This window comes from Mammaliicoccus sp. K-M42 (assembly GCF_022386375.1).
GTDB lineage: Bacteria > Bacillota > Bacilli > Staphylococcales > Staphylococcaceae > Mammaliicoccus > Mammaliicoccus fleurettii.
Genome location: NZ_JAJNIS010000005.1, coordinates 74,572 through 95,872, shown reverse-complemented (window position 1 = coordinate 95,872; position 21,301 = coordinate 74,572). Strand labels below are relative to the sequence as shown.

24 protein-coding genes are annotated in these 21,301 nt (G+C 32.3%); 16 read left to right on the top strand and 8 right to left on the bottom strand.

Annotation, left to right across the window (positions count from 1 at the left end; translation table 11 throughout):
* Window positions 1-12: 12 nt before the first annotated feature.
* A complete protein-coding gene (locus tag LQ668_RS04970; RefSeq protein WP_119634226.1) occupies window positions 13-882 on the top strand; it encodes a Cof-type HAD-IIB family hydrolase in 870 nt (289 codons plus the stop codon).
* A gap of 106 nt (window positions 883-988) precedes the next feature.
* Window positions 989-1,570: an NADPH-dependent FMN reductase gene (locus LQ668_RS04965; RefSeq protein ID WP_119634227.1), complete on the top strand. Its 582-nt coding sequence runs from the start codon at window positions 989-991 to the stop codon at window positions 1,568-1,570.
* A 270-nt stretch (window positions 1,571-1,840) separates the two neighbouring features.
* On the opposite strand, the gene folE2 is transcribed toward LQ668_RS04965, so the two are convergent.
* The 4 genes from folE2 to LQ668_RS04945 form a co-directional block, all read right to left on the bottom strand.
* Window positions 1,841-2,719: a GTP cyclohydrolase FolE2 gene (gene folE2 / locus LQ668_RS04960; RefSeq protein WP_115337849.1), complete on the bottom strand. Its 879-nt coding sequence runs from the start codon at window positions 2,717-2,719 to the stop codon at window positions 1,841-1,843.
* Between the two features lie 18 nt (window positions 2,720-2,737).
* Complete coding sequence (gene bshB2 / locus LQ668_RS04955; RefSeq protein WP_239775920.1) at window positions 2,738-3,406, bottom strand: bacillithiol biosynthesis deacetylase BshB2; 669 nt, start codon at window positions 3,404-3,406, stop codon at window positions 2,738-2,740.
* A gap of 12 nt (window positions 3,407-3,418) precedes the next feature.
* Window positions 3,419-3,778 carry a YojF family protein gene (locus LQ668_RS04950; RefSeq protein WP_078357798.1) on the bottom strand — a complete coding sequence of 120 codons (360 nt, stop codon included), beginning with the start codon at window positions 3,776-3,778 and terminating at the stop codon, window positions 3,419-3,421.
* A gap of 77 nt (window positions 3,779-3,855) precedes the next feature.
* Window positions 3,856-4,662, bottom strand: a complete 807-nt coding sequence (locus tag LQ668_RS04945; protein ID WP_078357799.1) for a MurR/RpiR family transcriptional regulator — start codon at window positions 4,660-4,662, stop codon at window positions 3,856-3,858.
* A 123-nt stretch (window positions 4,663-4,785) separates the two neighbouring features.
* On the opposite strand from LQ668_RS04945, the gene ptsG reads away from it, so the two are divergent.
* From ptsG to LQ668_RS04925, 4 genes are all read left to right on the top strand, one after another.
* Window positions 4,786-6,321: a glucose-specific PTS transporter subunit IIBC gene (gene ptsG / locus LQ668_RS04940; protein WP_078357800.1), complete on the top strand. Its 1,536-nt coding sequence runs from the start codon at window positions 4,786-4,788 to the stop codon at window positions 6,319-6,321.
* Window positions 6,322-6,335: 14 nt separating this feature from the next.
* Window positions 6,336-7,004 carry an N-acetylmannosamine-6-phosphate 2-epimerase gene (locus tag LQ668_RS04935; RefSeq protein WP_239738121.1) on the top strand — a complete coding sequence of 223 codons (669 nt, stop codon included), beginning with the start codon at window positions 6,336-6,338 and terminating at the stop codon, window positions 7,002-7,004.
* Between the two features lie 3 nt (window positions 7,005-7,007).
* Window positions 7,008-7,748, top strand: coding sequence for a glucosamine-6-phosphate deaminase (nagB, locus tag LQ668_RS04930; RefSeq protein ID WP_107509275.1), 741 nt, complete (start codon window positions 7,008-7,010; stop codon window positions 7,746-7,748).
* A gap of 103 nt (window positions 7,749-7,851) precedes the next feature.
* The gene (locus LQ668_RS04925) at window positions 7,852-8,187 is read left to right on the top strand and encodes a hypothetical protein (RefSeq protein ID WP_237687752.1); all 336 of its coding nucleotides are present in this window, start codon (window positions 7,852-7,854) and stop codon (window positions 8,185-8,187) included.
* A 52-nt stretch (window positions 8,188-8,239) separates the two neighbouring features.
* Here LQ668_RS04925 and thiD read toward each other — a convergent pair whose 3' ends face one another.
* Complete coding sequence (thiD, locus tag LQ668_RS04920; protein WP_078357804.1) at window positions 8,240-9,070, bottom strand: bifunctional hydroxymethylpyrimidine kinase/phosphomethylpyrimidine kinase; 831 nt, start codon at window positions 9,068-9,070, stop codon at window positions 8,240-8,242.
* Window positions 9,071-9,175: 105 nt separating this feature from the next.
* Here thiD and LQ668_RS04915 point away from each other — a divergent pair, with 105 nt between their 5' ends.
* The 4 genes from LQ668_RS04915 to LQ668_RS04900 are packed head-to-tail and all read left to right on the top strand — an operon-like array spanning window position 9,176 to window position 12,094.
* Window positions 9,176-9,844: a uracil-DNA glycosylase gene (locus LQ668_RS04915; RefSeq protein ID WP_274534939.1), complete on the top strand. Its 669-nt coding sequence runs from the start codon at window positions 9,176-9,178 to the stop codon at window positions 9,842-9,844.
* Window positions 9,841-10,179, top strand: coding sequence for a DUF5327 family protein (locus LQ668_RS04910; RefSeq protein WP_078357806.1), 339 nt, complete (start codon window positions 9,841-9,843; stop codon window positions 10,177-10,179). The genes LQ668_RS04915 and LQ668_RS04910 overlap by 4 nt, the downstream gene beginning before the upstream one ends.
* A gap of 21 nt (window positions 10,180-10,200) precedes the next feature.
* Window positions 10,201-10,563 (top strand): DUF423 domain-containing protein, encoded by a 363-nt coding sequence (locus LQ668_RS04905; protein WP_107509277.1) that lies wholly within the window; start codon window positions 10,201-10,203, stop codon window positions 10,561-10,563.
* Between the two features lie 52 nt (window positions 10,564-10,615).
* Entirely contained in the window at window positions 10,616-12,094 is a 1,479-nt protein-coding gene (locus LQ668_RS04900) for an APC family permease (RefSeq protein WP_078357808.1), read from the top strand.
* Between the two features lie 20 nt (window positions 12,095-12,114).
* On the opposite strand, the gene LQ668_RS04895 is transcribed toward LQ668_RS04900, so the two are convergent.
* Window positions 12,115-13,470, bottom strand: a complete 1,356-nt coding sequence (locus LQ668_RS04895) for an APC family permease (protein WP_239710318.1) — start codon at window positions 13,468-13,470, stop codon at window positions 12,115-12,117.
* A 294-nt stretch (window positions 13,471-13,764) separates the two neighbouring features.
* On the opposite strand from LQ668_RS04895, the gene gltS reads away from it, so the two are divergent.
* The gene (gene gltS, locus LQ668_RS04890) at window positions 13,765-14,973 is read left to right on the top strand and encodes a sodium/glutamate symporter (protein ID WP_078357810.1); all 1,209 of its coding nucleotides are present in this window, start codon (window positions 13,765-13,767) and stop codon (window positions 14,971-14,973) included.
* Window positions 14,974-15,268: 295 nt separating this feature from the next.
* Here gltS and hemQ read toward each other — a convergent pair whose 3' ends face one another.
* Complete coding sequence (gene hemQ / locus LQ668_RS04885; RefSeq protein WP_078357811.1) at window positions 15,269-16,021, bottom strand: hydrogen peroxide-dependent heme synthase; 753 nt, start codon at window positions 16,019-16,021, stop codon at window positions 15,269-15,271.
* A gap of 196 nt (window positions 16,022-16,217) precedes the next feature.
* Here hemQ and LQ668_RS04880 point away from each other — a divergent pair, with 196 nt between their 5' ends.
* Genes LQ668_RS04880 through LQ668_RS04870 form a run of 3 tightly spaced genes read left to right on the top strand, consistent with a single transcriptional unit; the run spans window position 16,218 to window position 18,422 of the window.
* Complete coding sequence (locus tag LQ668_RS04880; protein WP_115337843.1) at window positions 16,218-16,940, top strand: ATP-binding cassette domain-containing protein; 723 nt, start codon at window positions 16,218-16,220, stop codon at window positions 16,938-16,940.
* A complete protein-coding gene (gene emtB / locus LQ668_RS04875) occupies window positions 16,937-17,608 on the top strand; it encodes a metal ABC transporter permease EmtB (RefSeq protein WP_078357813.1) in 672 nt (223 codons plus the stop codon). The genes LQ668_RS04880 and emtB overlap by 4 nt, the downstream gene beginning before the upstream one ends.
* Before the next feature lie 7 nt (window positions 17,609-17,615).
* Window positions 17,616-18,422: a MetQ/NlpA family ABC transporter substrate-binding protein gene (locus LQ668_RS04870; protein ID WP_115337842.1), complete on the top strand. Its 807-nt coding sequence runs from the start codon at window positions 17,616-17,618 to the stop codon at window positions 18,420-18,422.
* Between the two features lie 82 nt (window positions 18,423-18,504).
* Here the strand turns inward: LQ668_RS04870 and LQ668_RS04865 are convergent, their stop codons facing one another.
* On the bottom strand, window positions 18,505-19,389 hold the full coding sequence (locus tag LQ668_RS04865) for a LysR family transcriptional regulator (RefSeq protein WP_198931337.1): 885 nt from the start codon (window positions 19,387-19,389) through the stop codon (window positions 18,505-18,507).
* Window positions 19,390-19,516: 127 nt separating this feature from the next.
* On the opposite strand from LQ668_RS04865, the gene LQ668_RS04860 reads away from it, so the two are divergent.
* Window positions 19,517-20,557: a ketopantoate reductase family protein gene (locus tag LQ668_RS04860; RefSeq protein WP_218702970.1), complete on the top strand. Its 1,041-nt coding sequence runs from the start codon at window positions 19,517-19,519 to the stop codon at window positions 20,555-20,557.
* On the top strand, window positions 20,554-21,297 hold the full coding sequence (locus LQ668_RS04855) for an acetoacetate decarboxylase (RefSeq protein ID WP_078357817.1): 744 nt from the start codon (window positions 20,554-20,556) through the stop codon (window positions 21,295-21,297). Before LQ668_RS04860 ends, LQ668_RS04855 begins: the two co-directional genes overlap by 4 nt.
* Window positions 21,298-21,301: the final 4 nt, after the last annotated feature.

The following is a 21,301-nucleotide window of genomic DNA, read 5'->3' as shown; positions in this document are numbered from 1 at the left end:
GAGGTTACTTTCATGATAAAGTTAATCGCAACAGATATGGACGGCACTTTGCTGAACGCAGCACATGAAGTTTCAAATGAAAATTATGAAGCAATAAAATTTGCACAATCAAAAGGTATCTCGGTAGTTATTGCTACTGGAAGAGCATTTTACGAGGCACATAGCCCAATTGAAAAAACAGATTTATCATTACCATACATTTGTTTAAATGGAGCAGAAGTAAGAGATGAAGAATTTAATATCGTCCATACTTCTAAATTAACACGACCTTTAATCAATAAAATTACGGGAATTTTGAACAAAGAAGATATTTATTATCAAGTTTATACGAACTTTGGTATTTATACCGAAGATCCTGAGAAAGACTTGGAAATTTATGTCGATATAGCAGAAAAAGCTGGTCAAAAAGCTGATGTCAAAAAAATCCGTGCCAATATTCAAAGTAGAATTGATAACGGAACTTTAAAAACAGTAGATAGTTACGATGAAATTGAAAGTCGTCCAGGGGAAATTATATTGAAAATTTTAGCATTTGCGAGTGATTTATCTAAAATTGATAGAGCTAAAGCTGAAATTTCAGAATCACAAAGTTTAGCAGTTTCATCATCTTCAAGAGGGAATATTGAAATCACACATTCTGATGCGCAAAAGGGAATTGCATTAGAAGCAATAGCAAATCAATTAAACATTCCAATGTCAGATGTGATGGCAATTGGTGATAACTTAAATGATGTTTCAATGTTAGAAAAAGCCGGGTATGCTGTTGCAATGGAAAACGGAGCACCTGAAGTGAAAGAATTAGCTGATTACGTTACGGATACTAATGAGCATAGTGGTGTAGGAAAAGCGATTATTCATGCATTGAAAAATTATGACCATTAATATACATCGTCCATAAGAATGATTTTTAATGAAAATTAAATTCTTAGTTTCTCAGTATGCTATAATGATACGTAATTAATATCATTAAAATTTTGAGGTGACAACAGTGAAAGTATTACTTATTGTAGGTAGCGCTAAGCAATATTCACATACACACGCCCTTGCACAATTTGTTCGTGGGAACTTAGAAGACCAAGGTGCAGAGGTAACTTTGTTTGATTTATATGACAAACCAATACCGTTCTTAGACGTATCAGGTCAACATTTAAACGATGAACGAATTAAAGTTAATGTAAATGGATTACGCGAAAAAGCTGAAGAAGCAGATGCGATTATAATTGGTACGCCAAATTACCACGGTTCATATTCTGGTATTTTAAAAAATGCTTTAGACCATTTAACAATGGATCAATTTAAAATGAAACCAGTAGGCTTAATATGTAATAGTGGTGGGATGAGAAGTACAGAGCCATTATCACATTTGAGAATTATTATGAGAAACTTATTAGGAATTGCAGTTCCTGTCCAAATTTCAACACAAGATGCTGACTTCGGTAAAACAGAAGATGGCACATATTATATTGATGTAGATGACATTAAATTACGTGTTAAATTGTTTACAGAGCAAATTACAAAACTAATTAAAAACAATCCTTGGATAGAAGCAGAAGAACAAGTGAATTCATAAAGAGGATAGAGGGCAACAGCAGAGGCTGTTGCCTTCTTTTTGTTCTATATAAGAAAATATGGACCGATAAATAAAATTACCGGTCCAGAAACGGGAAATACGGACCGATAAATAAAATTAGGGGTCCAGAAACGGAAAATACGGACCGATAAATAAAATTACCGGTCCAGAAATGAGAAATACGGACCTATAAAATCAATTATCGACCCGAAAATGCGAAATACATAAAAATACAGACCGGCTCATGGAGGCGGTCTGTTCATATTTAGATTACTTTGTATATTTTAGTCTTGCGAATGCATCGTGTTGGTGTATGGATTCTTCGTTACGACATTCTATTTCGAATCCTTGTATCCAGTCAAGATCTACTAAATCAGCAGCTACTAATCTAATTAAGTCTTCTACAAATCTTGGATTCTCATATGCTCTTTCTGTAACGGCTTTTTCGTCTGTACGTTTCAATATTGGATACAACATTGAACTTGCGTTAGCCTCCATACCGTCTAATACGATGTCTTTGTAGTTATCAGGTAGGTCTATTTCGGGATCTAAGTCAATGAGTACTGTTATGATGCCACGTTGGTTATGTGCTGAATATTCACTGATTTCTTTAGAACATGGGCATAACGTTGTAACAGGTACTTCAATGCCTAAAGATTTTTTAGTCACTTTATCATCTGAAACAGAAAGTATATATCTAATGTCTGCATGTCCGACTGCTTTTTGGTTAGTCACAGGACTAAAACGGTTAAAGAACCATTTAGCTGTAACATCTAATGATGCAGTGTTTTGGAGCATGACAGATTGAAGTGTATTCAATAATGTTGTTAAATGGTCAAATTCTAATTTCACACCGTTATCATAATGCTTTTCAACACTTTCTATAATACGGCTCATATTGATGCCTTTTTCATCTTGATTTAAACTAGTTGAAAATTCGAAGTTTCCAACTGTTTGAAAATCATCTATTCTGACAGGGTAAATTAAGTTTTTGATACCAACATGTTCAATTTCGAATAGGAAATCTTTTTTAGAGCTTTGCAAATCTGGCATCTTTTCTTTTTCGGTAGGTTTATTTCCTTTTATAGGATCAACTGAACCGAAATATTTCCATCTCGCTTCACGTGTTGATAAATCTAATTGTGTCATACACATTGCCTCCACTATCTATTCAATATGATATGTCCAGAAATGTTCTGTCTTCAACCACATATCTTTAGCCGCTTCACTTTCTTGTGTATTTGAAGCGAGATTTTGTAACATTGGACCGGTTTGAGACGCATGAGCTTGAAGGACCTTCATCTTGCGTTCTTCATAACCAGTAATATCTATATTTATATCTGGTTCTCCTAAATCGCTGTATGTGTCATTACTAAACGCTACTAAATGTAGTTTAGGTCTAGATGATTCATCGATGCGACTAACTGTTCTTACTACTGATTCTGCTGTTGCTTCATGATCTGGATGAACAGAATAACCAGGATAGAATGAAATAATAAGTGATGGATTAAGTTCATCTATTAATGATTTTACCATACTATCTATTTCATCTTTAGGTTCAAATTCAATTGTTTTATCTCTATATCCCATTTTTCTTAAATCTGTTATACCAATTGCTTCAGCAGCTGCATCCAATTCACGTTCTCTAATATGTGGTAAAGATTCACGTGTAGCAAAAGGTGGGTTACCAAGATTACGCCCCATCTGACCTAAAGTTAAACATGCATACGTTACGGGGGTACCATCATCTACAAATTTACTAAGTGTGCCAGATGTACCGAATGCTTCGTCGTCAGGATGTGGAAAAATAACTAATACTTGTCTTTCATCATTCATTGTATTCACCTCTTAATCCTTGAAAGGATTGCTACTTATTTCTAATGTCGCAGCAAGTTGTCCTTCATAATTTAGTCCTGCTAATAATAGTTCTTTATCTTCAGTTACCTCAAAGTGTGTTAAACCTTGTACATAGACCCAACCATTGTTGTCTAATTTTAATCCAACACGATAAGGCTCTTTATTCCCACCAGTTAAATGTGCATGGGTAAATGTGACTTGGATATTTCTTAAAAATGTACCAGCATTAAATACTTTGTTGTCGAAATGGTTAGCATAAGCTCCATTTGTCGTTTCTACATGGAGATATACTGGCTTATTTTCATATTCTGATATTAGTGTTTGTACTTGATCTACTTGAATTAATTCCATGCCTTTCACTCCTCATAGTATATACTTTACTATTCTACTAAATTCTTGAGTAAATTTATATACAATCTGCTCACAACCTATGATTTATTATCTTTTAATATTACATCTCTAGTGTGTTGATATTGATTCATATTATTTTGGTATTCTAACAACATATAACTCACTACATCAATTAGAAAATGAGCTGAAATTTGTGTATTAATAAATTGTTTGTCGTTCACTCTTGTTTGATCAATTGTCATGATCACAATGTCAGAGTTTGCGGTAAGTTCACTTCCAGCATAATTGGTTATAGCGATAACTGTAGCATTTTGTGATTTGGCGATTTTTGCAGCATTTATGAGTTCATCCGTCTTCCCACTATTTGAAAATGCTATAAGTACATCCTTCTCAGATAATAATGATGCGCCAATTTTCATTTGATGCGCATCTGTTACGGCACTACCATTTATGCCCATTCTCATTGTTCTATAGTAAAACTCAGTTGCAGTTAATCCAGAACTTCCTAAACCTGCAAAAAGTGTTTGTTCACTATTAGATAAAGTACTAATAAGTTGATTGATTTTCTCATTAGATATAAATTCACCTGTTTGTTGAATAATTGTTTGATGATATTCATGAATTCTTTTAATAAGTGGAACATTTTGAATATCTGTTTTTTCATAAGTTTGTTGAATGTTAAATTTCATATCTTGAAAGTGTTGATAATTCAATTTATGACTGAACCTTGTAATACTTGAAGTAGAAACATCGATAGCGTATGCCAATGAAGTAATAGTTGAAAAATGGTCTCCTACAGGATGATCTAATATGTATCTAGCAATTTTTTCGTCAGCTTTTGTGAAAAGGTATGAAAATTGCTGAATACGATTTTCAAAATTCATAATTTACACCTCTATTTAATTAGTAATTATGAGTATATATGAAAAAGTTTTTCAAAACAAATAATAGTATTGACTATAATTTTCATGATGTTATATTTAGGATAAATAGGAGGTGCGTATTTTATGAGTAAAATTTTTGATAAAGCGCAACAATTCGGGAAATCATTTATGTTACCAATCGCCATTCTACCAGCAGCAGGTTTGCTATTAGGTATTGGTGGTGCATTAAGTAATCCAAATACAATTAAAGCATATCCAATTTTGGATATAGATTTTTTGCAATATATATTTATCTTAATGTCTTCAGCGGGTAATATCGTTTTTGCTAACTTGCCAGTGCTATTTGCAATCGGGGTGGCTATAGGTTTGGCGAAAAGTGATAAAGGAACAGCAGGGTTAGCAGCAATGTTAGGTTTCTTAATCATGAATGCTACAATGAACGCATTATTAACCATTACTGATGATGTCGCAGCACAAGAAGAATTAGCTAAAGCTGGACAAGGCATGGTCTTAGGGATTCAGACTGTTGAAACAGGTGTGTTTGGCGGGATTATTGTAGGTATTATGACAGCAATGCTACACAATAAGTACAATAAAATTTCATTACCACCATTTTTAGGGTTCTTTGGTGGATCTAGGTTTATACCAATTGTGACTTCAGTGGCTTCTATAGGATTAGGCGTTATCCTATTCTTTATTTGGCCAACGATTCAAGGTTGGATATTCAATGCGGGTGGACTTGTAAATAAAACAGGTGTAATTGGTACATTTATTTATGGGTTTGTATTACGTATGCTTGGACCATTTGGTTTACATCACATATTCTATTTACCATTCTGGCAAACTGCTTTAGGTGGAACAATGGAAATCAATGGCAAAATTGTACAAGGTACACAAAACATCTTCTTTGCACAATTAGGAGATGCAAATGTAACGCAATATTATTCAGGTATTTCTAGATATATGTCAGGTCGATTTATTACGATGATGTTTGGACTATTAGGTGCAGCTTTAGCAATTTATCATACAGCTAAACCGGAAAAGAAAAAAGTAGTCGGTGGTTTAATGCTGTCAGCAGCATTGACATCATTTTTAACGGGTATAACAGAACCATTAGAATTTAGTTTCTTATTTATAGCTCCAGTGTTATATGTTATTCATGCCATATTTGATGGATTAGCATTTATGATGGCAGATATATTTAATATTACAATTGGACAAACATTTAGCGGTGGCTTTATTGATTACATTCTATTTGGCGTGTTACAAGGAAACAGCAAGACTAACTTCTTACTTGTCATTCCAATAGGTATAGTTTGGTTCTTATTGTATTATGTAACATTTAGATTCTTAATTACGAAGTTTAACTTTAAGACACCTGGCCGTGAAGATGAAGATTCAGTCAAATCTGTTGATGTGAGTGATCGCGCAAAGACAATCATCGAAGGCTTAGGTGGCAAAGACAATATAGATACAGTTGATTGTTGTGCAACACGTCTTAGAGTAACAATCAATGATGAAAAACTTTTCAATGAAGATGTTATTAAGACAACTGAATCGAGAGGTGTTGTACAAAAAGGAACAGGTGTTCAAATCATTTACGGTCCACATGTTACAACAATAAAAAATGAAGTAGAAGAAGCATTAGAAAATAAATAAGGAGTGCTTAATAAATGTTACCACAAGGATTAATTGTTTCATGTCAAGCTTTACCAGAGGAGCCTTTGCATTCATCATTTATAATGAGTAAGATGGCATTAGCAGCATATCAAGCAGGTGCAAAAGGAATTCGAGCAAATACGAAAGAAGATATCATTGCAATAAAAGAAGAAATCAGTTTACCAGTAATAGGTATTGTAAAGCGTGATTATGAAGGTTCTAAAGTCTTTATTACAGCTACATCTAAAGAAGTCGATGAGTTAATTGAAAGTGGTTGTGAAGTGATCGCTTTAGATGCAACGAAACAAGAAAGACCTAAAGAAACACTTGAGGAACTTGTTTCATATATTAGAGAGCATGCACCAAATGTTGAGATTATGGCAGATGTATCTGATTTAGAAGAAGCGGTTAATGCTGATAAACTAGGGTTTGATTACGTTGGAACAACATTAAGAGGATACACAGAATATACTAAAGGGCATGTTTTATACGAAAATGATTTTCAATTTTTAAAAGACGTGTTAAGCAATGTTAATGCAAAAGTAATAGCAGAGGGAAATGTTATTACACCAGAAATGTTTAAACGTGTTACGGATTTAGGCGTGCATTGTACAGTAGTTGGAGGAGCCATCACAAGACCTTTAGAAATAGCAAAACGATTTATTAAAGAAATAGAGGGATAAATAATGAAAATTATTAACTTAGGTTCTAAAGAGGAAGCGTGTCATTACGTAGCAAATGAGTTGTTAAAACAAATTATTTCAAATAAAAAGAGTGTGCTAGGTTTAGCTACAGGCGGAACGATGGTTCGAGTATATGAGCAACTTGTTAATTTAATTAGAATTAATGAAATTGATTTAAGTGAAATTACGACATTTAACTTAGATGAGTATATTGGAATAGATTATGACCATCCGGAAAGTTATTACACATATATGCATGACGTGTTGTTCAATCACTTACCAACTTGGAACGAAGAGAAAATACATTTGCCAAACGGGTCAGCTGAAAATCTTCAAGAAGAAATAAAACGTTACGAAGATTTATTAGATAAAGAAGGACCGGTAGATGTACAAATATTAGGAATTGGTGAAAATGGGCATATCGGTTTTAATGAACCAGGGACATCATTTGATAGTTTAACAAGTATCGTAGGATTAACACAGTCTACAATAGAAGCAAACAGCAGATACTTTGAAACAAAAGAAGAAGTGCCTGAACAAGCAATATCAATGGGAATTCACTCTATATTGAAAGCAAAACGTATTATTTTATTAGCATATGGACCTAAAAAAGCTGATGCAATTCGTAAATTATTAACTGGTGAAATCACAACTGATTTACCAGCATCAGCTTTATACAATCATCCAAATGTGGAAGTAATATTAGATAATAACGCATATTTAAGTGAACAAGAAGAAATTTAGAACATTGCATTGTTTTTAAATTCACTTGAATGATTATTAGCTTTAAAGTACAATTACTACTGAGATTAGCCTCAAGAAATGGCGGGTGGAAGTAGTGGAAACAATGCGTATTTCATTTAATGATGAAGCGGTATTGGATTATTGCAATATAATGGGGTACCAATATTTTGAAGAAGTACCTGTTCAATATTTGTTAAGTATTCTTCGGGAGTTTAATAGTTTTAAGCCTTTTATGGGGAGTAAGACGAAACTCAGACAAATTAAAAGTGAGTTCGAACAAACAGAACGTATTATGACATTAGAAAATTACAACGCAGAATTAGAATGTCTTAAAGAAAATAAAGATGGAGATAATGCATTTTACCAATATCAAATGACATTATTTAAGAATCGCAAAGTTGTAGCTAAAGTTACAGCAGAATTTAGCATAATGTACTAGTAAATATAAAAAAACTGCCTACAAAGTCGGAAACCTTTGTAGGCAGTTTTTATTATACTTCTTCAGTATATACTTCGATTTTTTCAATTCGATTTGAAGCACCGTGATCTACTGGTCCTACAAAATCATTCATTTTCCAGCCATTTTTAATTGCAGATGCTACAAATGCTTTTGCATGTTTAACCGCTTCTTCTGGTGTTTCACCATTTGCTAAATTAGCTGTTGTTGCTGCGGCGAATGTACATCCTGCACCGTGATTATAACTAGATTGGAATTTGTCTGTTGAAAGCAGAACGTGCTTTTGACCATTGTAGTATAAGTCATATGCTTTATCTGATTCTAAAGCTTTTCCACCTTTAATGACGATATATTGTGCACCAAGTTCGTGGATTTTTTCTGCTGCTTTTTTCATATCATCAATTGTTGTAAGTTTACCTAAGCCTGAAAGTTGACCAGCTTCAAATAAGTTTGGTGTTACGACAGTAGCTTTTGGTAATAGTTCTTTAATCATTGCTTCAGTATTTCCTGGGTTAAGTACTTCGTCGTCACCTTTACATACCATTACAGGGTCAACTACAAAAATTTCAGATCCTGATTCATCATATGCTTGACGTGCACGTTTAATGACTTCTTCTGAACCGAGCATACCCGTTTTAATTGCATCAGGGCCAATTGAAATAGCAGTGTTTAACTGTTTATCTAATAAATCAAGAGGTAATGGCGTTACATCATGTGCCCATGTTTTTGGGTCCATAGTAACGACTGCTGCTAATGCTACCATTCCGTAAGTGTCGTGTTCTTGGAATGTTTTTAAATCAGCTTGCATTCCAGCTCCAGCACTTGTGTCAGATCCTGCTATTGTTAAGACTTTTTTTAATGCCATTGATGATTCCTCCCAATATTTCATATGTTACATCATATCATGTTTTTTAATTGTAAAAAATAGTTATGACCTTTTCATTAGTGCTATGTTATCATTTTGATTGAGGTGAATAATATGGATTGGCAAGAAATATTTCACAATATAAAAAAAGAGCATGACTTTAGCGAAATGGAGTCGTTTCTTGAAGAAGAATATCAAAACAAAACAATCTATCCAGATAGGGAAAATATTTATCAAGCGTTTGATTTAACCCCTTTAGATAGAGTGAAAGTGGTTATACTTGGTCAAGATCCATATCATGGACCTAATCAAGCACATGGTTTAGCTTTTTCAGTTCAACCTGATGCAAAGTTTCCACCTTCATTAAGAAATATATATAAAGAATTAGAGGAAGATATAGGGTGTAAACGCGAAACACCACACTTGCAAGATTGGGCAAATGAAGGCGTGCTATTGTTAAACACTGTATTAACTGTAGAAGCACATAAAGCACATTCTCATAAAGATATTGGTTGGGAAATATTCACGGATGAAATCATTAAAAGTGTTTCTCGTGAACTAGATGATGTTGTGTTTGTCTTGTGGGGAAAACCAGCGCAATCTAAAATTAAGCTGATTGATACAGAACGTCACCATATTATACAATCTGTTCATCCAAGTCCGTTATCAGCTTATAGAGGATTCTTTGGCTCGAAACCATTTAGTAAAACAAACGAATATCTGACTTCAAATGGAAAAGATCCTATAAAATGGTGTGGAGGTGACAATTTATGATTAGTAGAGATCAATTAATTGCTGCCATTGAAGAAGAACTAGTTGGAGCTGATAATGCCTCAACAAATGAAGTTTTTAATCGTCATATGCATGCAATTCATACTTTAAGTGGATTAGTTGATAAAAAAGAGGGTATTAATCACGATATAAAAGTGGAACAAAACTTCTCTTCGACTCCAAAAAATCCAATTAAAAAATCACAATCAAAAGTCTCTAATGAAGAAATTAGAAAGATGGGTGGAAAAGTACTTGATCAACCATCTGCTAATAAAACTGAAAATCAATTAACAACAGATGATGGTGTAGGTAATGGAAATTCAATTTTTGATTTTTAATAATAGAAAGGAAGATAAAAAATGAAATTATTTATAATTATAGGTGCGATTAATGCAATGATCGCAGTAGCAGCTGGAGCATTTGGTGCACATGGTTTAGAAAACAAATTATCAGCTAAATACTTAGATATATGGGAAAAAGCTACAACATACCAAATGTACCATGCATTAGGATTGATATTACTTGGTATTATTTCGGGAGCAACATCAACTAGTTTAAATTTAGCAGGTTGGTTGATGACATTCGGAATTGTATTCTTTAGTGGGTCATTATATATTTTAGCTGTAACACAAATTAAAATATTAGGTGCTATTACGCCAATTGGTGGCGTACTGTTCATTGCAAGTTGGATTTTACTCGTAATTGCTGTTTGGAAATCTTAAGAAGTAGTTAATTACGTTTCACGAAACATATATATATAAAGGTGGAACATTTATGGCAAGAAAAAAGAAAGATTTATCAAGAGGAAATTTAGATAAAAATTTATCTGAAAAATTTGTTTGGGCTATTGCTTACGGTTCAAGTATCGGATGGGGAGCGTTTATACTTCCTGGTGATTGGATTAGTCAAGCAGGTCCATTAGGTGCATCAATCGGTATCTTTATTGGTGCTTTACTCATGATCGTTATTGCAGTTAGTTATGGTGCACTCGTTGAGAAGTTTCCAGTTTCCGGTGGCGCATTTGCTTTTGGATATTTAGGATTCGGTAAATATGTATCATTCTTCTCATCATGGTTTCTAACATTTGGTTATATATGTATCGTTGCATTAAACGCTTCGGCATTTAGTTTGCTCTTTAAATTTGTTATGCCAGGATTTTTAGAACAAGGTAAATTATATACAGTTGCAGGTTGGGACGTGTACATAACTGAAATTATACTATCCTCACTTATTTTATTAATTTTTGCTTGGATTAGTATAAAAGGATCAAGTTTTTCAGGTAGTTTACAATATGTATTCTGCGTTATATTAGCTGTTGTAGTGATATTATTATTTGCAGGATCATTTTTCACTCAAGATTTTTCATTCTCTAATTTGAAACCAGTCGTTAATAACGACGTTGGTTGGTTATCGTCTATCGTAGTAATTTTGGCAGTTGCTCCGTGGGCATATGTAGGATTTGACAATATTCCACAAACAGCAGAAGAATTTAATTTTTCACCGAGTAAGACATTTAAGTTAATCGTATTCAGTTTATTAGCTTCAGCATTAACTTATGTCATGATGATATTGTTAACAAGTTGGTTATTTAAAGATGCATCAGCAGTAGGCGGAGACTTATGGGTAACAGGGTCAGTTGTCCAAGAAGCATTCTCGTTTGTTGGATTGGCAGTGTTAATTGTTGCGATCATGATGGGGATATTTACAGGTTTAAACGGATTCTTTATGAGTTCTAGTAGATTATTATTCTCCATGGGTAGAGCATCCGTTATGCCAAGCATCTTCAAAAAATTACATCCAAAATATAATACACCATATATCAGTATTATATTTATATTAGTGCTTGCGTTAGTAGCACCTTGGTTAGGAAGAACAGCTTTAACATGGATTGTAGATATGTCTTCAACAGGTGTATCAATCGCATACTTTATAACATGTTTATCAGCATTTAAACTATTCTCTTATGATAAAAGAAGTATGATGTATCATCCGAAATATAAAACATTTGCTATCATCGGAGCAATGATTGCAGGTATATTCTTATGTTTATTACTAATTCCAGGATCACCAGCAAGTTTATCACTACCATCGTATATCGCACTATTTGTATGGTTCGTACTTGGAATTATATTCTTCATGATAAGATATCCATCACTTAAAAAAATGACAAACGATGAATTGAATTATCTCGTATTAGATAAAACAAAAGAAGAAATGATAGAACTAGAAGCAAAAACAGAAATTAAAGATTAAACAAAAAAACAGACTAAATATTAGTCTGTTTTTTGTTTGTTTTTCAAATACATATAAACGGGTATTCCTATTGCTAATATAATCAATGAATATAATGATCCCATAAAGTCAGAGATTAAAGTATTAATAATAATAAATGCTCCACCGAAAAGTGCTAACAATGGTATGAATGGATAGAGTGGTACTGAATATTCTCTTTTAATATCTTTGTTACGCTTTCTGAGAATAAACAACCCGACGAAGGCCATCATATAGAAAATATAAATAATAAATATTGTTACTTCTGATAAATAGTCTGCGTTTACGACATCTGGGAATAATAATGTTAATACGATTAATACCATTGAGATTCCGAACACAGTAATTAATGCGCCAAGTGGTGATTTTAATTTAGGACTAATGTATCCTACGTACTTATGCATTGGCAATAATCCGTCTTCAGCCATAGCAAATGGAATACGTGGGAATGTGATGATTTTACCGTTTAGACAACCGAATATTGAAATGATTACACCGATATTTACAATTTTAGAACCTATATCACCGAATAGTGCTTTTGCTGCTTCTGCACTTGCCGTATTACCTAATCCTACTAATTCTGCAGCAGGTATTACATGGAATACAGCGATATTAATGAGTACATAAGCGAGTGTCACGATTGATAGTCCGATTAACATAGCTAGTGGCAAATTTCTTTGTGGCTTTTTCATTTCTCCAGTCATGTTCGTTAACATAATCCATCCATCATAAGCGAATAAAGTTGCTAGGACAGCACGACCAAAGTTTATTTCGCCATCTGTTTTAATTAATGATGTTACATCTTGCCCAAAAATTCCTTCATTGCCCCAAAGTAATCCAAATATGATAATTGCAAATACTGGAATAAGCTTTGCGATTGTTGTGACATTTTGCATTAATCCGCCAAATTTTGTACCTAAAATATTAACGGCTGTTAAAAATATTAACGCGAATAATCCAAACCAAATACTCATATCATTACTGATATTAAAGAAATTTGTCACGAGAATACCAAAAAATAGTACAAGTGATACGATGATTGCAGGACCATAGATAATTGTTTGAACCCAACCTGTTAAGAATCCCCAAAAGGGTCCGTAAATATCACGTATATAGGCATATAATCCGCCTGTTTTTGGGATTTGAGCGCCAATCTCTGCTATTGTTAAGCCTGCTGCTAACGTTAAGAGTCCTCCGACTACCCAAGCAAGAATGGCCATATTACTTGTGCCTGCATGTGTTAAAACGACTGCTGGTTTGACGAATACACCTGATCCGATAATCGTACCAACGACAATTGTAATAGCAGTCATTAGTCCGATTGATTTCTGTAATGATTGTTCTTGATTTTGTTTCATAGCTACTCCTTATATGTATAATTTAAATGAAATTTTTCTCTGTATATAAATTAATATACACGATAAAGCGGATTTGTATATTGGAAATTTCAAAATTTAGTGAATTTTTATAAAGAACTTTAAAGGCGAGGTTAATGGCTAAATAATTAATTTAAATAAATATTTTATTGTAAAAAATGCATGGTAGATTTTTTATTGACTGATATGTATAATGTTCTTCATGGCTTGAAAACGATTTCTTGAAAAATATAAAGAACAACTGTATGAAACATGTTGTTTAAGGAGGAATGTGAAATGTTAGAGCTCAATGCTATTACAACATTGGCGCTAGCATGTGTCCTACTTTTATTAGGAGAGGCAGTAGTAAATAAAGTTTCTATTTTGAGGCGTTTATGTATTCCAGCTCCAGTAATTGGTGGATTATTATTTGCAATTTTAGTGGCGATATTACAATCAACAAATATTATAACGATTAAATTGGATTCTGAATTTATCCAAAACTTCTTTATGCTTGCATTCTTTACAACTATTGGTTTAGGTGCATCATTAAAATTATTAAAACTTGGCGGTAAAGTGCTAATTCTGTACTTTATTTTTTGTGGAGTATTAGCATTTTGTCAGAATGTTATAGGTGTTTCACTAGCAAAAGTATTAAACATTCCACCATTATTAGGACTAACAGCTGGTTCTATGTCAATGGAAGGTGGACATGGTAATGCAGCAGCATACGGTCAAACATTAGAATCATTAGGCGTTGATTCTGCAGTTACAGCAGCACTTGCAGCAGCTACACTAGGTTTAGTAGCTGGTGGATTAATCGGTGGACCAGTCGTTAGATTCTTAATTAAAAAGTTCGACTTGAAACCAGAAGATGCTAAAGATACTGGATTAGATTATAGTGAAGTGGAATACAATCAAAATTTACATAGTAGAATGAACCCAACTACAGTGTTTATCGTTCAATTTACAATTATTGCAGTATGTATGGCTATAGGTACATATATCGGTGAAGGGTTTACTAGTTTAACTGGTATCAATATTCCTGTTTATGTAGGCGCAATGTTTGTAGCAGTAATTATTAGAAATATTTCTGATTATGGTAATTTAAACATTATCGATATGAAAATTACGAATCATGTAAGTGATGTTTCATTAAGTTTATTCTTATCAATTGCTTTAATGAGTATTGAATTAACAGAAATTTATCAACTCGCATTACCATTAACAGTTATTGTTCTAGCTCAAATTGTGTTTATCGTATTATTCTCAGTGTTTGTAGTATTCAAAGGACTTGGGAAGAACTATGATGCAGCAGTTATGATCGGTGGATTTATAGGTCATGGACTAGGAGCAACTCCAAATGCGATGGCGAACTTAGATGTTATTACGAAAAAATTCGGAGCATCACCAAAAGCATATCTAGTAGTACCAGTAGTAGGAGCATTCTTAATAGATTTACTAGGCGTTCCAATTGTTACACTATTTATAAACATATTTAGTTAAATAAAATAAGAAGAGGATTTCCAACTATCAGTGTTGGAAATCCTCTTTTCTATTTTGGGAATAATTATAGATAAAATACGGATCGATAAAATAAATTACCGGTCCAGAAACGAGAAATACGGACCGATAAATAAAATTACCGGTCCAGAAATGAGAAATACGGACCGATAAAATAAAATAGCGACCCGAAAACACGAAATACGGGCCAATAAATAAAATTAGCGACCCGAAAACGACACATCACTCTAATAAAAAAAAAACGGGTAGACTCCCACGAGTCTATCCGGTTTAAATTTTAGTTTAGTTGAAAGAATGTATCTAATTCATCAATATTTAAAATGTTACCTACATAGAATGCACCGAAGTCACCATATCTAGCTGATACTTCGTCGAAACGCATTTCATAGATTAATTTTTTGAATTGTAACATATCATCACTGAATAATGTTACGCCCCATTCGTAGTCGTCTAGACCTACTGAACCAGTGATAAATTGTTTTACTTTACCTGCATAGCTACGTCCAATTAAACCGTGTGAACGCATTAAGCTACGTCTATGATCCATATCTAACATATACCAGTTGTCTTCACCGTCACGTCTTTTATCCATTGGATAGAAACATACATATTCAGAACGTGGTACTTCTGGATATAATCTTGCTTTTACATGTGGATTTTCGTATGGATCTTCGTCTGAATCACCAGCAAGATAGTTTGAAAGTTCTACTATTGATACATAAGAATAAGTTGGGATTAAGAAATCACTTATATCTAATTTATTAAATTCATTTTCTAAAGCGTTTAATTGTTTAACATCTGGACGTAAGAACCATAACATTAAGTCTGCTTTTTGGCCTGTGATGTTATAGAAAGCATGAGAGCCTTCTTTATTATTATGAACTGTTTCTAAACCTTCAAGGAAAGTTTTGAATTCATTGATCATTGTACTTCTATCATCTTCTGGTACAGTTTTAAGGCTAGTCCAATCTATCGCATAGAATAAATGCAAGCTGTACCAACCATCTAATGTTTTTGCTGCTTCGTTCATTTTACTTTCGCTCCTTTTAGAAAATAATATCTTCTTTATAAGTCTATCATACTAGAAACAGATTAAATGACTCAACTTTTTACATTGTTGTGAAAGAGAAATAGTGACGTTGAAAATTTATTGATATTGATTATCGATTTTATTTATTAGATAATGATAATAGATTGTTGAAAATTTATTTAATAGGAGCATAAATTTGTATAAATTAGAAAATGTATCTAAGAAATATAATGATAAGTTTGCTGTTAAAAACTTTTCTTTAACAGTAGAGCCAGGTTCTATAACAGGGATTGTAGGTAAAAGTGGATCCGGGAAATCGACTTTATTGAAAATGCTTAATTTTATAGAGCAACCAACTGAAGGTGAAATTATTTTTGAGGATAAAGAAATTAATCATGTTTCTAAAAAAATAATTAGAAAATATAAAGAGAAAATAGGAATGGTTTTTCAAAACTATAATTTATTGAATAACTTGAATGTTTATCAAAATATTGCATTACCTTTGAAGATTATCAATAAAGAAGATAAACACAAAGTGAATGAACTGATTGAATTTGTAGGATTAGAAGATAAAATAAATAGCTATCCTGCTCAATTATCTGGAGGAGAAAAGCAACGTGTTGCATTAGCACGGTCTTTAGTCAGAAATCCTGATATTTTATTATGTGATGAAGCTACAAGTAGTTTGGATGAACATAACACTGAAATTATCATAAAAATGTTAAAGAATATTAACAAAGAATTTAATATAACAATCATTTTTGTCACACACGAATTGAATGTTGTAAAACAATTATGTGAGCAAGTTTGTGTGATGGAGGATGGTCAATTATTAGATATTATTGAAAATAGAACTAAAAGTGTTGAACAGGACACAGGTTCTTATTTAGAAAACGTGAAGCGGAGTATTGAAGAATGACGTTTTTAGAAAAAATTAATTATTATATGCCAGAACTTATCCAATCGTTGCAAGAAACTTGTATCATGCTAGGGTATTCAATGATCATCACTTTATTAATAGGATTGCCTCTAGGGATAGCTTTGTTTTTATCAAATCCAAGCATTAAAGAATTAAATAGAAACTATTATTGGGCTTTTAATTTCTTGATTACATTTATTCGCTCATTCCCGTATTTATTATTTGTTATCAGTTTAATTCCATTAACTAGACTTATTTTAGGAAGTGCTTTTGGTCCTTATCCTTCCATCATTCCTTTAAGTATTGTTGGAATTGCGATCTTTTCAAGATTAGTTGAACAAGTATTACTAGATATACCTGGCGAAATAAAGACGCTAGCAGAATCATTAGGAGCAACAAAGTTTAAATATATATGGAATTTCATTTTAGTAGAATCAAGAAGCGGTATTATTTTAGCTTACACAACGACAGCAGTGAGTATGGTCTCATATTCAACAGTTATGGGGATTGTAGGCGGAGGTGGAATAGGAGATTTTGCTATTCGATACGGCTATCAAAGTTATGAAAATGAAATTATGTACTTTTCAATTATTATCATTATTATCAGTGTATTTATCATTCAAATGTTAGGGAATAATATTTCTCGAAAATTAGACAAAAGGAAGTAGTGTAGATATGAAAAAAAGTTTATTTATTATGATATTGATGTTTAGTGTTATGATTGCCGGTTGTGGTGCAAATAAGAAAGACAGTGAAGATAAAGTTATTAAAGTAGCCTCACAAGCACCTCCAATGACAGATGTAGTGAAAGAAGCAGCTAAAGAAGCTAAAAAAGGTGGTTGGGAAATCAAACTTGTACAAGTAAATGATAACGTTGCATATAATGACATGGTAACGAGTAAAGAAGCGGATGCAAGTTTTGCTCAGCATAAACCTTTCATGGAAAAATACAATAAAGAAAGAAAAGCTAATTTAGTAGCGATACAACCCATTTATGATGCAAAAGTTGGGTTTTATTCTAAGAAATATAAAGATACAAAATCTATACCAAATGGAACAAAAGTTGCTATTCCAAATGATATCTCAAATGAAGGTAGAGCTTTAGCAATTCTTGAAGAACAAGGACTTATTAAATTAAAAGATGGCGTTGGCGTAAACGGAACGACTAAAGATATTGTAGATAATCCTAAAGATTTTAAATGGTTAAAAGTAGACTTGCTCAATTTAGCAGAAACGTATAGCGAATCAGATGTATCACTCGTTTATAATTATCCAACATATATATCAAAAATTGGATTAAAACCAGCTGATGCATTATTCCTAGAAAAAAATATTGATACTCGTTTTTCTATACAATTAGTTGCAAGAGAAGACAATAAAGATTCCGAAAAAATTAAAGCATTACATAAAGCAATGAAGAGTGATGCAGTGAAAAAATATTTAAAAGAGAAACATAAAGATACTTTAATACCTTCATTCTAAATATATTCAGAATAAAACCACGAGGCTCGGACAATTAATTTGTCCCGAGCCTCGTGGTTTTTAAACTTATTTGCTAGCAGTTTTAAATTCTATAATTCATCTCATATTTTTGATAATAGTCTAAGATAAAGTTATACATAGTTTTACTTTTATTTTTTAATTGGTTATCTTTCTTTTTAGATATAAAGATACGTTTAGAAATCAGTAAATTTTGGTCTGTTGCATAAGGTATTTCAAAATTTCGACATACTGCTACAGGTAAATAAGTGAAATGTTTTCTGTTTTGAATAAAAATATTGAATAAAGCATCATCAACATAATTGAAATTATGATATTTAATACCTTTTTCATAAAGTTTATTTTTAATAAATTGATTGTATTCTTTGTAATTAGAAATAAAGAGAAAATGTTTAAAATTATTTGCTTCATAAATATAATCTTTTGGTTCATAAGCATCATACTCTGGTGGCGTTACTAATACAATATCTTCTCTGTAGAGGAAGTCACACTGTATATCTGAGTGTTCAATTTTAAAAAATGAAATTGCAAAATCAGCCTCTTCAGACATTAATTTATTAATAATTGTATGATTATCTAACGTTTCGACATTAAATATTTCATCAGGATGATCTTTAGTAAAAGATAAAATAGGATCTGAAGTAAAACGATTACTTGATGTAATAATGTTAATGGTCTTTTCTTCATCAATTTTATTTTTTAACATACGCTCTTTTGCATAATCGATTTCTCCAAAAATTTTATTAACAGAACTTAAAAATATTTCGCCATTTTTCGTTAATTCTATTTGTCGTAATTTTCGTTCAAACAACTTAATATCTAATTCAACTTCTAAATTTTTAATCATTTTACTTAAAGCAGGTTGGCTAATGTATAGAAAATTAGCAGCCTTAGTGAAACTCATAAAATCTGCCACTGTTTTAAAGTATTTTAGCTGTAATAAATCCATTGTATACCTCCTCATATATAACTAATTGGTTATGTGTACATACCTATATATGTATTTTAAATTATTCTAACATAAGCGTAACATTGTAATTGAAATATACATTGGATATAAGCAAAGGAGAATATATATGAATATTGCAATATATGGAGCGGGTTCGTTAGGTACGATAATGGGAGCTTATTTATCACAATCTGCAGAAAACGTGGATTTAATTGATGTAAACGAAGAACATATTAATAAATTGAATGAAAATGGTGCAACTATAAAAGGGAGTATTGAATTTCATAGTAAAGTAAATGCAATTACTCCGGACAAAATAAATAAAAAATATGATTTAGTATTGTTATTAACTAAACAAATTTATAATAATGATGTATTACCTATTATAAAAAATATTTTAAATACAGATGGGATACTACTATCTTTACAAAATGGTGTGCCTGAACATTTTATCAGTGAAACCATTCCGAAAGAGCAAATTATAGCTGGATCTGTAGAATTTGGTGCAACATATGCTGAACCTGGTGTATCAAATCTGACTACTACTTATGACACATTCAAAGAATACGCATTACAAATTGGTGAATTAAATGGTGTTGTTACAGAGAGAATCAAGAATATTAAAGAAGTTTTAGAACATATAGGTGGTGTATTTGTTTCATCAAACTTGATCGGAACAAAGTGGTCTAAGTTGTTAATTAATAGTTCTTTTAGTGGTTTGTCTGCAGCATGTGGATGTACGTATGGCGATATAATGGATGATGAAGTTGGTATTCAATCAGCATTATATATTATCAGTGAAGGCATTCAAGTAGCTGAAAAACAAGGTATAGAATTTGAAATCATGTCTGGCGTTGATTTTACTCAATTTAAAATAATTGATAACATTGAAAAACAAACTAAAAAGTTGAAAATGATAATGGAATCAAACCGTAAATTGGAAGCAAGTATGTTACAAGACTTACAAAAAGGTAGAAAAACAGAAATTCACTATATTAACGGTTTAGTTGCACGAGAAGGAGATAACATCGATATACCTACACCATATAATGATAAAATTGTAGAAATCGTATCAGAAGCGGAAAATAAAAAGACAGTTCCGCAATTTAGTGAAAGTATTGCAGAATTCGCTAAAATAATTGAGCAGAAAAAGGAGCTTTTAATATGAGAAAAGAAGAAGTTAAAAATATCTCAGCTACACCATTGAATGCACCGGTATTTCCTGCAACTGACATGTATTTTAAAGATAGAGAATTTTTGAATATCGTTTATGAAACAGATATGGAAATGCTCAAAGAAATTGTTCCAGAACCACTTACAGTTACGAGTAATTTAATAAAGTTTGAAGTCATTAATATGCCTGACAGTACAGGATTAGGTTCTTATATGGAAGCTGGACACGTTATTCCAGTAGAATATAATGGTGAAGCAGGCGAATTCTATCTTTCTATGTATGTAAATAACCAAGCAGCAATCGCATCAGGTAGAGAAGTTGCCGCTTTTCCTAAAAAAGCAGGTACGCCTAATTTATATGTAGACAACGACGTACTAGTTGGCACTTTGGACTACAACTCATTAAGAGTAGCTCAAGCTACTATGGGATATAAATATTATCGTATGGATGATGAAGAAGCTAAGTCAATCATAACAACACCACAATTTATGTTGAAACAGATGAGACACTACGATGGATCACTTTTAATGAGTGAATTAACACGCAGCCAAATAACGGATGTAAAAGTGAAAGAAGCATATAGAGGTCCTGCAAGATTACAACTTTTTGAACATGTAATGGCACCTTTAGCTGACTTTCCAGTAAAAAAAGTAGTAGATGCCCAGCACATCATTGTAGATATGAGATTAGGACAACCGAGTCAAATGTATAATTACTTAAATGATAATAATTAAAATA

Bases quoted from the DNA above. Each gene is read 5' to 3' on its own strand.
- LQ668_RS04910 (WP_078357806.1), top strand. From the start codon at position 9,841: ATGATTAGTAGAGATCAATTAATTGCTGCCATTGAAGAAGAACTAGTT.
- LQ668_RS04865 (WP_198931337.1), bottom strand. From the start codon at position 19,389: ATGGATTTATTACAGCTAAAATACTTTAAAACAGTGGCAGATTTTATG.
- LQ668_RS04870 (WP_115337842.1), top strand. From the start codon at position 17,616: ATGAAAAAAAGTTTATTTATTATGATATTGATGTTTAGTGTTATGATT.
- LQ668_RS04860 (WP_218702970.1), top strand. From the start codon at position 19,517: ATGAATATTGCAATATATGGAGCGGGTTCGTTAGGTACGATAATGGGA.
- LQ668_RS04945 (WP_078357799.1), bottom strand. From the start codon at position 4,662: ATGAATTTTGAAAATCGTATTCAGCAATTTTCATACCTTTTCACAAAA.
- LQ668_RS04855 (WP_078357817.1), top strand. From the start codon at position 20,554: ATGAGAAAAGAAGAAGTTAAAAATATCTCAGCTACACCATTGAATGCA.
- emtB (WP_078357813.1), top strand. From the start codon at position 16,937: ATGACGTTTTTAGAAAAAATTAATTATTATATGCCAGAACTTATCCAA.
- thiD (WP_078357804.1), bottom strand. From the start codon at position 9,070: ATGGCATTAAAAAAAGTCTTAACAATAGCAGGATCTGACACAAGTGCT.
- ptsG (WP_078357800.1), top strand. From the start codon at position 4,786: ATGAGTAAAATTTTTGATAAAGCGCAACAATTCGGGAAATCATTTATG.
- folE2 (WP_115337849.1), bottom strand. From the start codon at position 2,719: ATGACACAATTAGATTTATCAACACGTGAAGCGAGATGGAAATATTTC.
- nagB (WP_107509275.1), top strand. From the start codon at position 7,008: ATGAAAATTATTAACTTAGGTTCTAAAGAGGAAGCGTGTCATTACGTA.
- bshB2 (WP_239775920.1), bottom strand. From the start codon at position 3,406: ATGAATGATGAAAGACAAGTATTAGTTATTTTTCCACATCCTGACGAC.
- LQ668_RS04935 (WP_239738121.1), top strand. From the start codon at position 6,336: ATGTTACCACAAGGATTAATTGTTTCATGTCAAGCTTTACCAGAGGAG.
- LQ668_RS04895 (WP_239710318.1), bottom strand. From the start codon at position 13,470: ATGAAACAAAATCAAGAACAATCATTACAGAAATCAATCGGACTAATG.
- LQ668_RS04950 (WP_078357798.1), bottom strand. From the start codon at position 3,778: ATGGAATTAATTCAAGTAGATCAAGTACAAACACTAATATCAGAATAT.
- LQ668_RS04970 (WP_119634226.1), top strand. From the start codon at position 13: ATGATAAAGTTAATCGCAACAGATATGGACGGCACTTTGCTGAACGCA.
- LQ668_RS04905 (WP_107509277.1), top strand. From the start codon at position 10,201: ATGAAATTATTTATAATTATAGGTGCGATTAATGCAATGATCGCAGTA.
- LQ668_RS04925 (WP_237687752.1), top strand. From the start codon at position 7,852: ATGCGTATTTCATTTAATGATGAAGCGGTATTGGATTATTGCAATATA.
- gltS (WP_078357810.1), top strand. From the start codon at position 13,765: ATGTTAGAGCTCAATGCTATTACAACATTGGCGCTAGCATGTGTCCTA.
- hemQ (WP_078357811.1), bottom strand. From the start codon at position 16,021: ATGAACGAAGCAGCAAAAACATTAGATGGTTGGTACAGCTTGCATTTA.
- LQ668_RS04900 (WP_078357808.1), top strand. From the start codon at position 10,616: ATGGCAAGAAAAAAGAAAGATTTATCAAGAGGAAATTTAGATAAAAAT.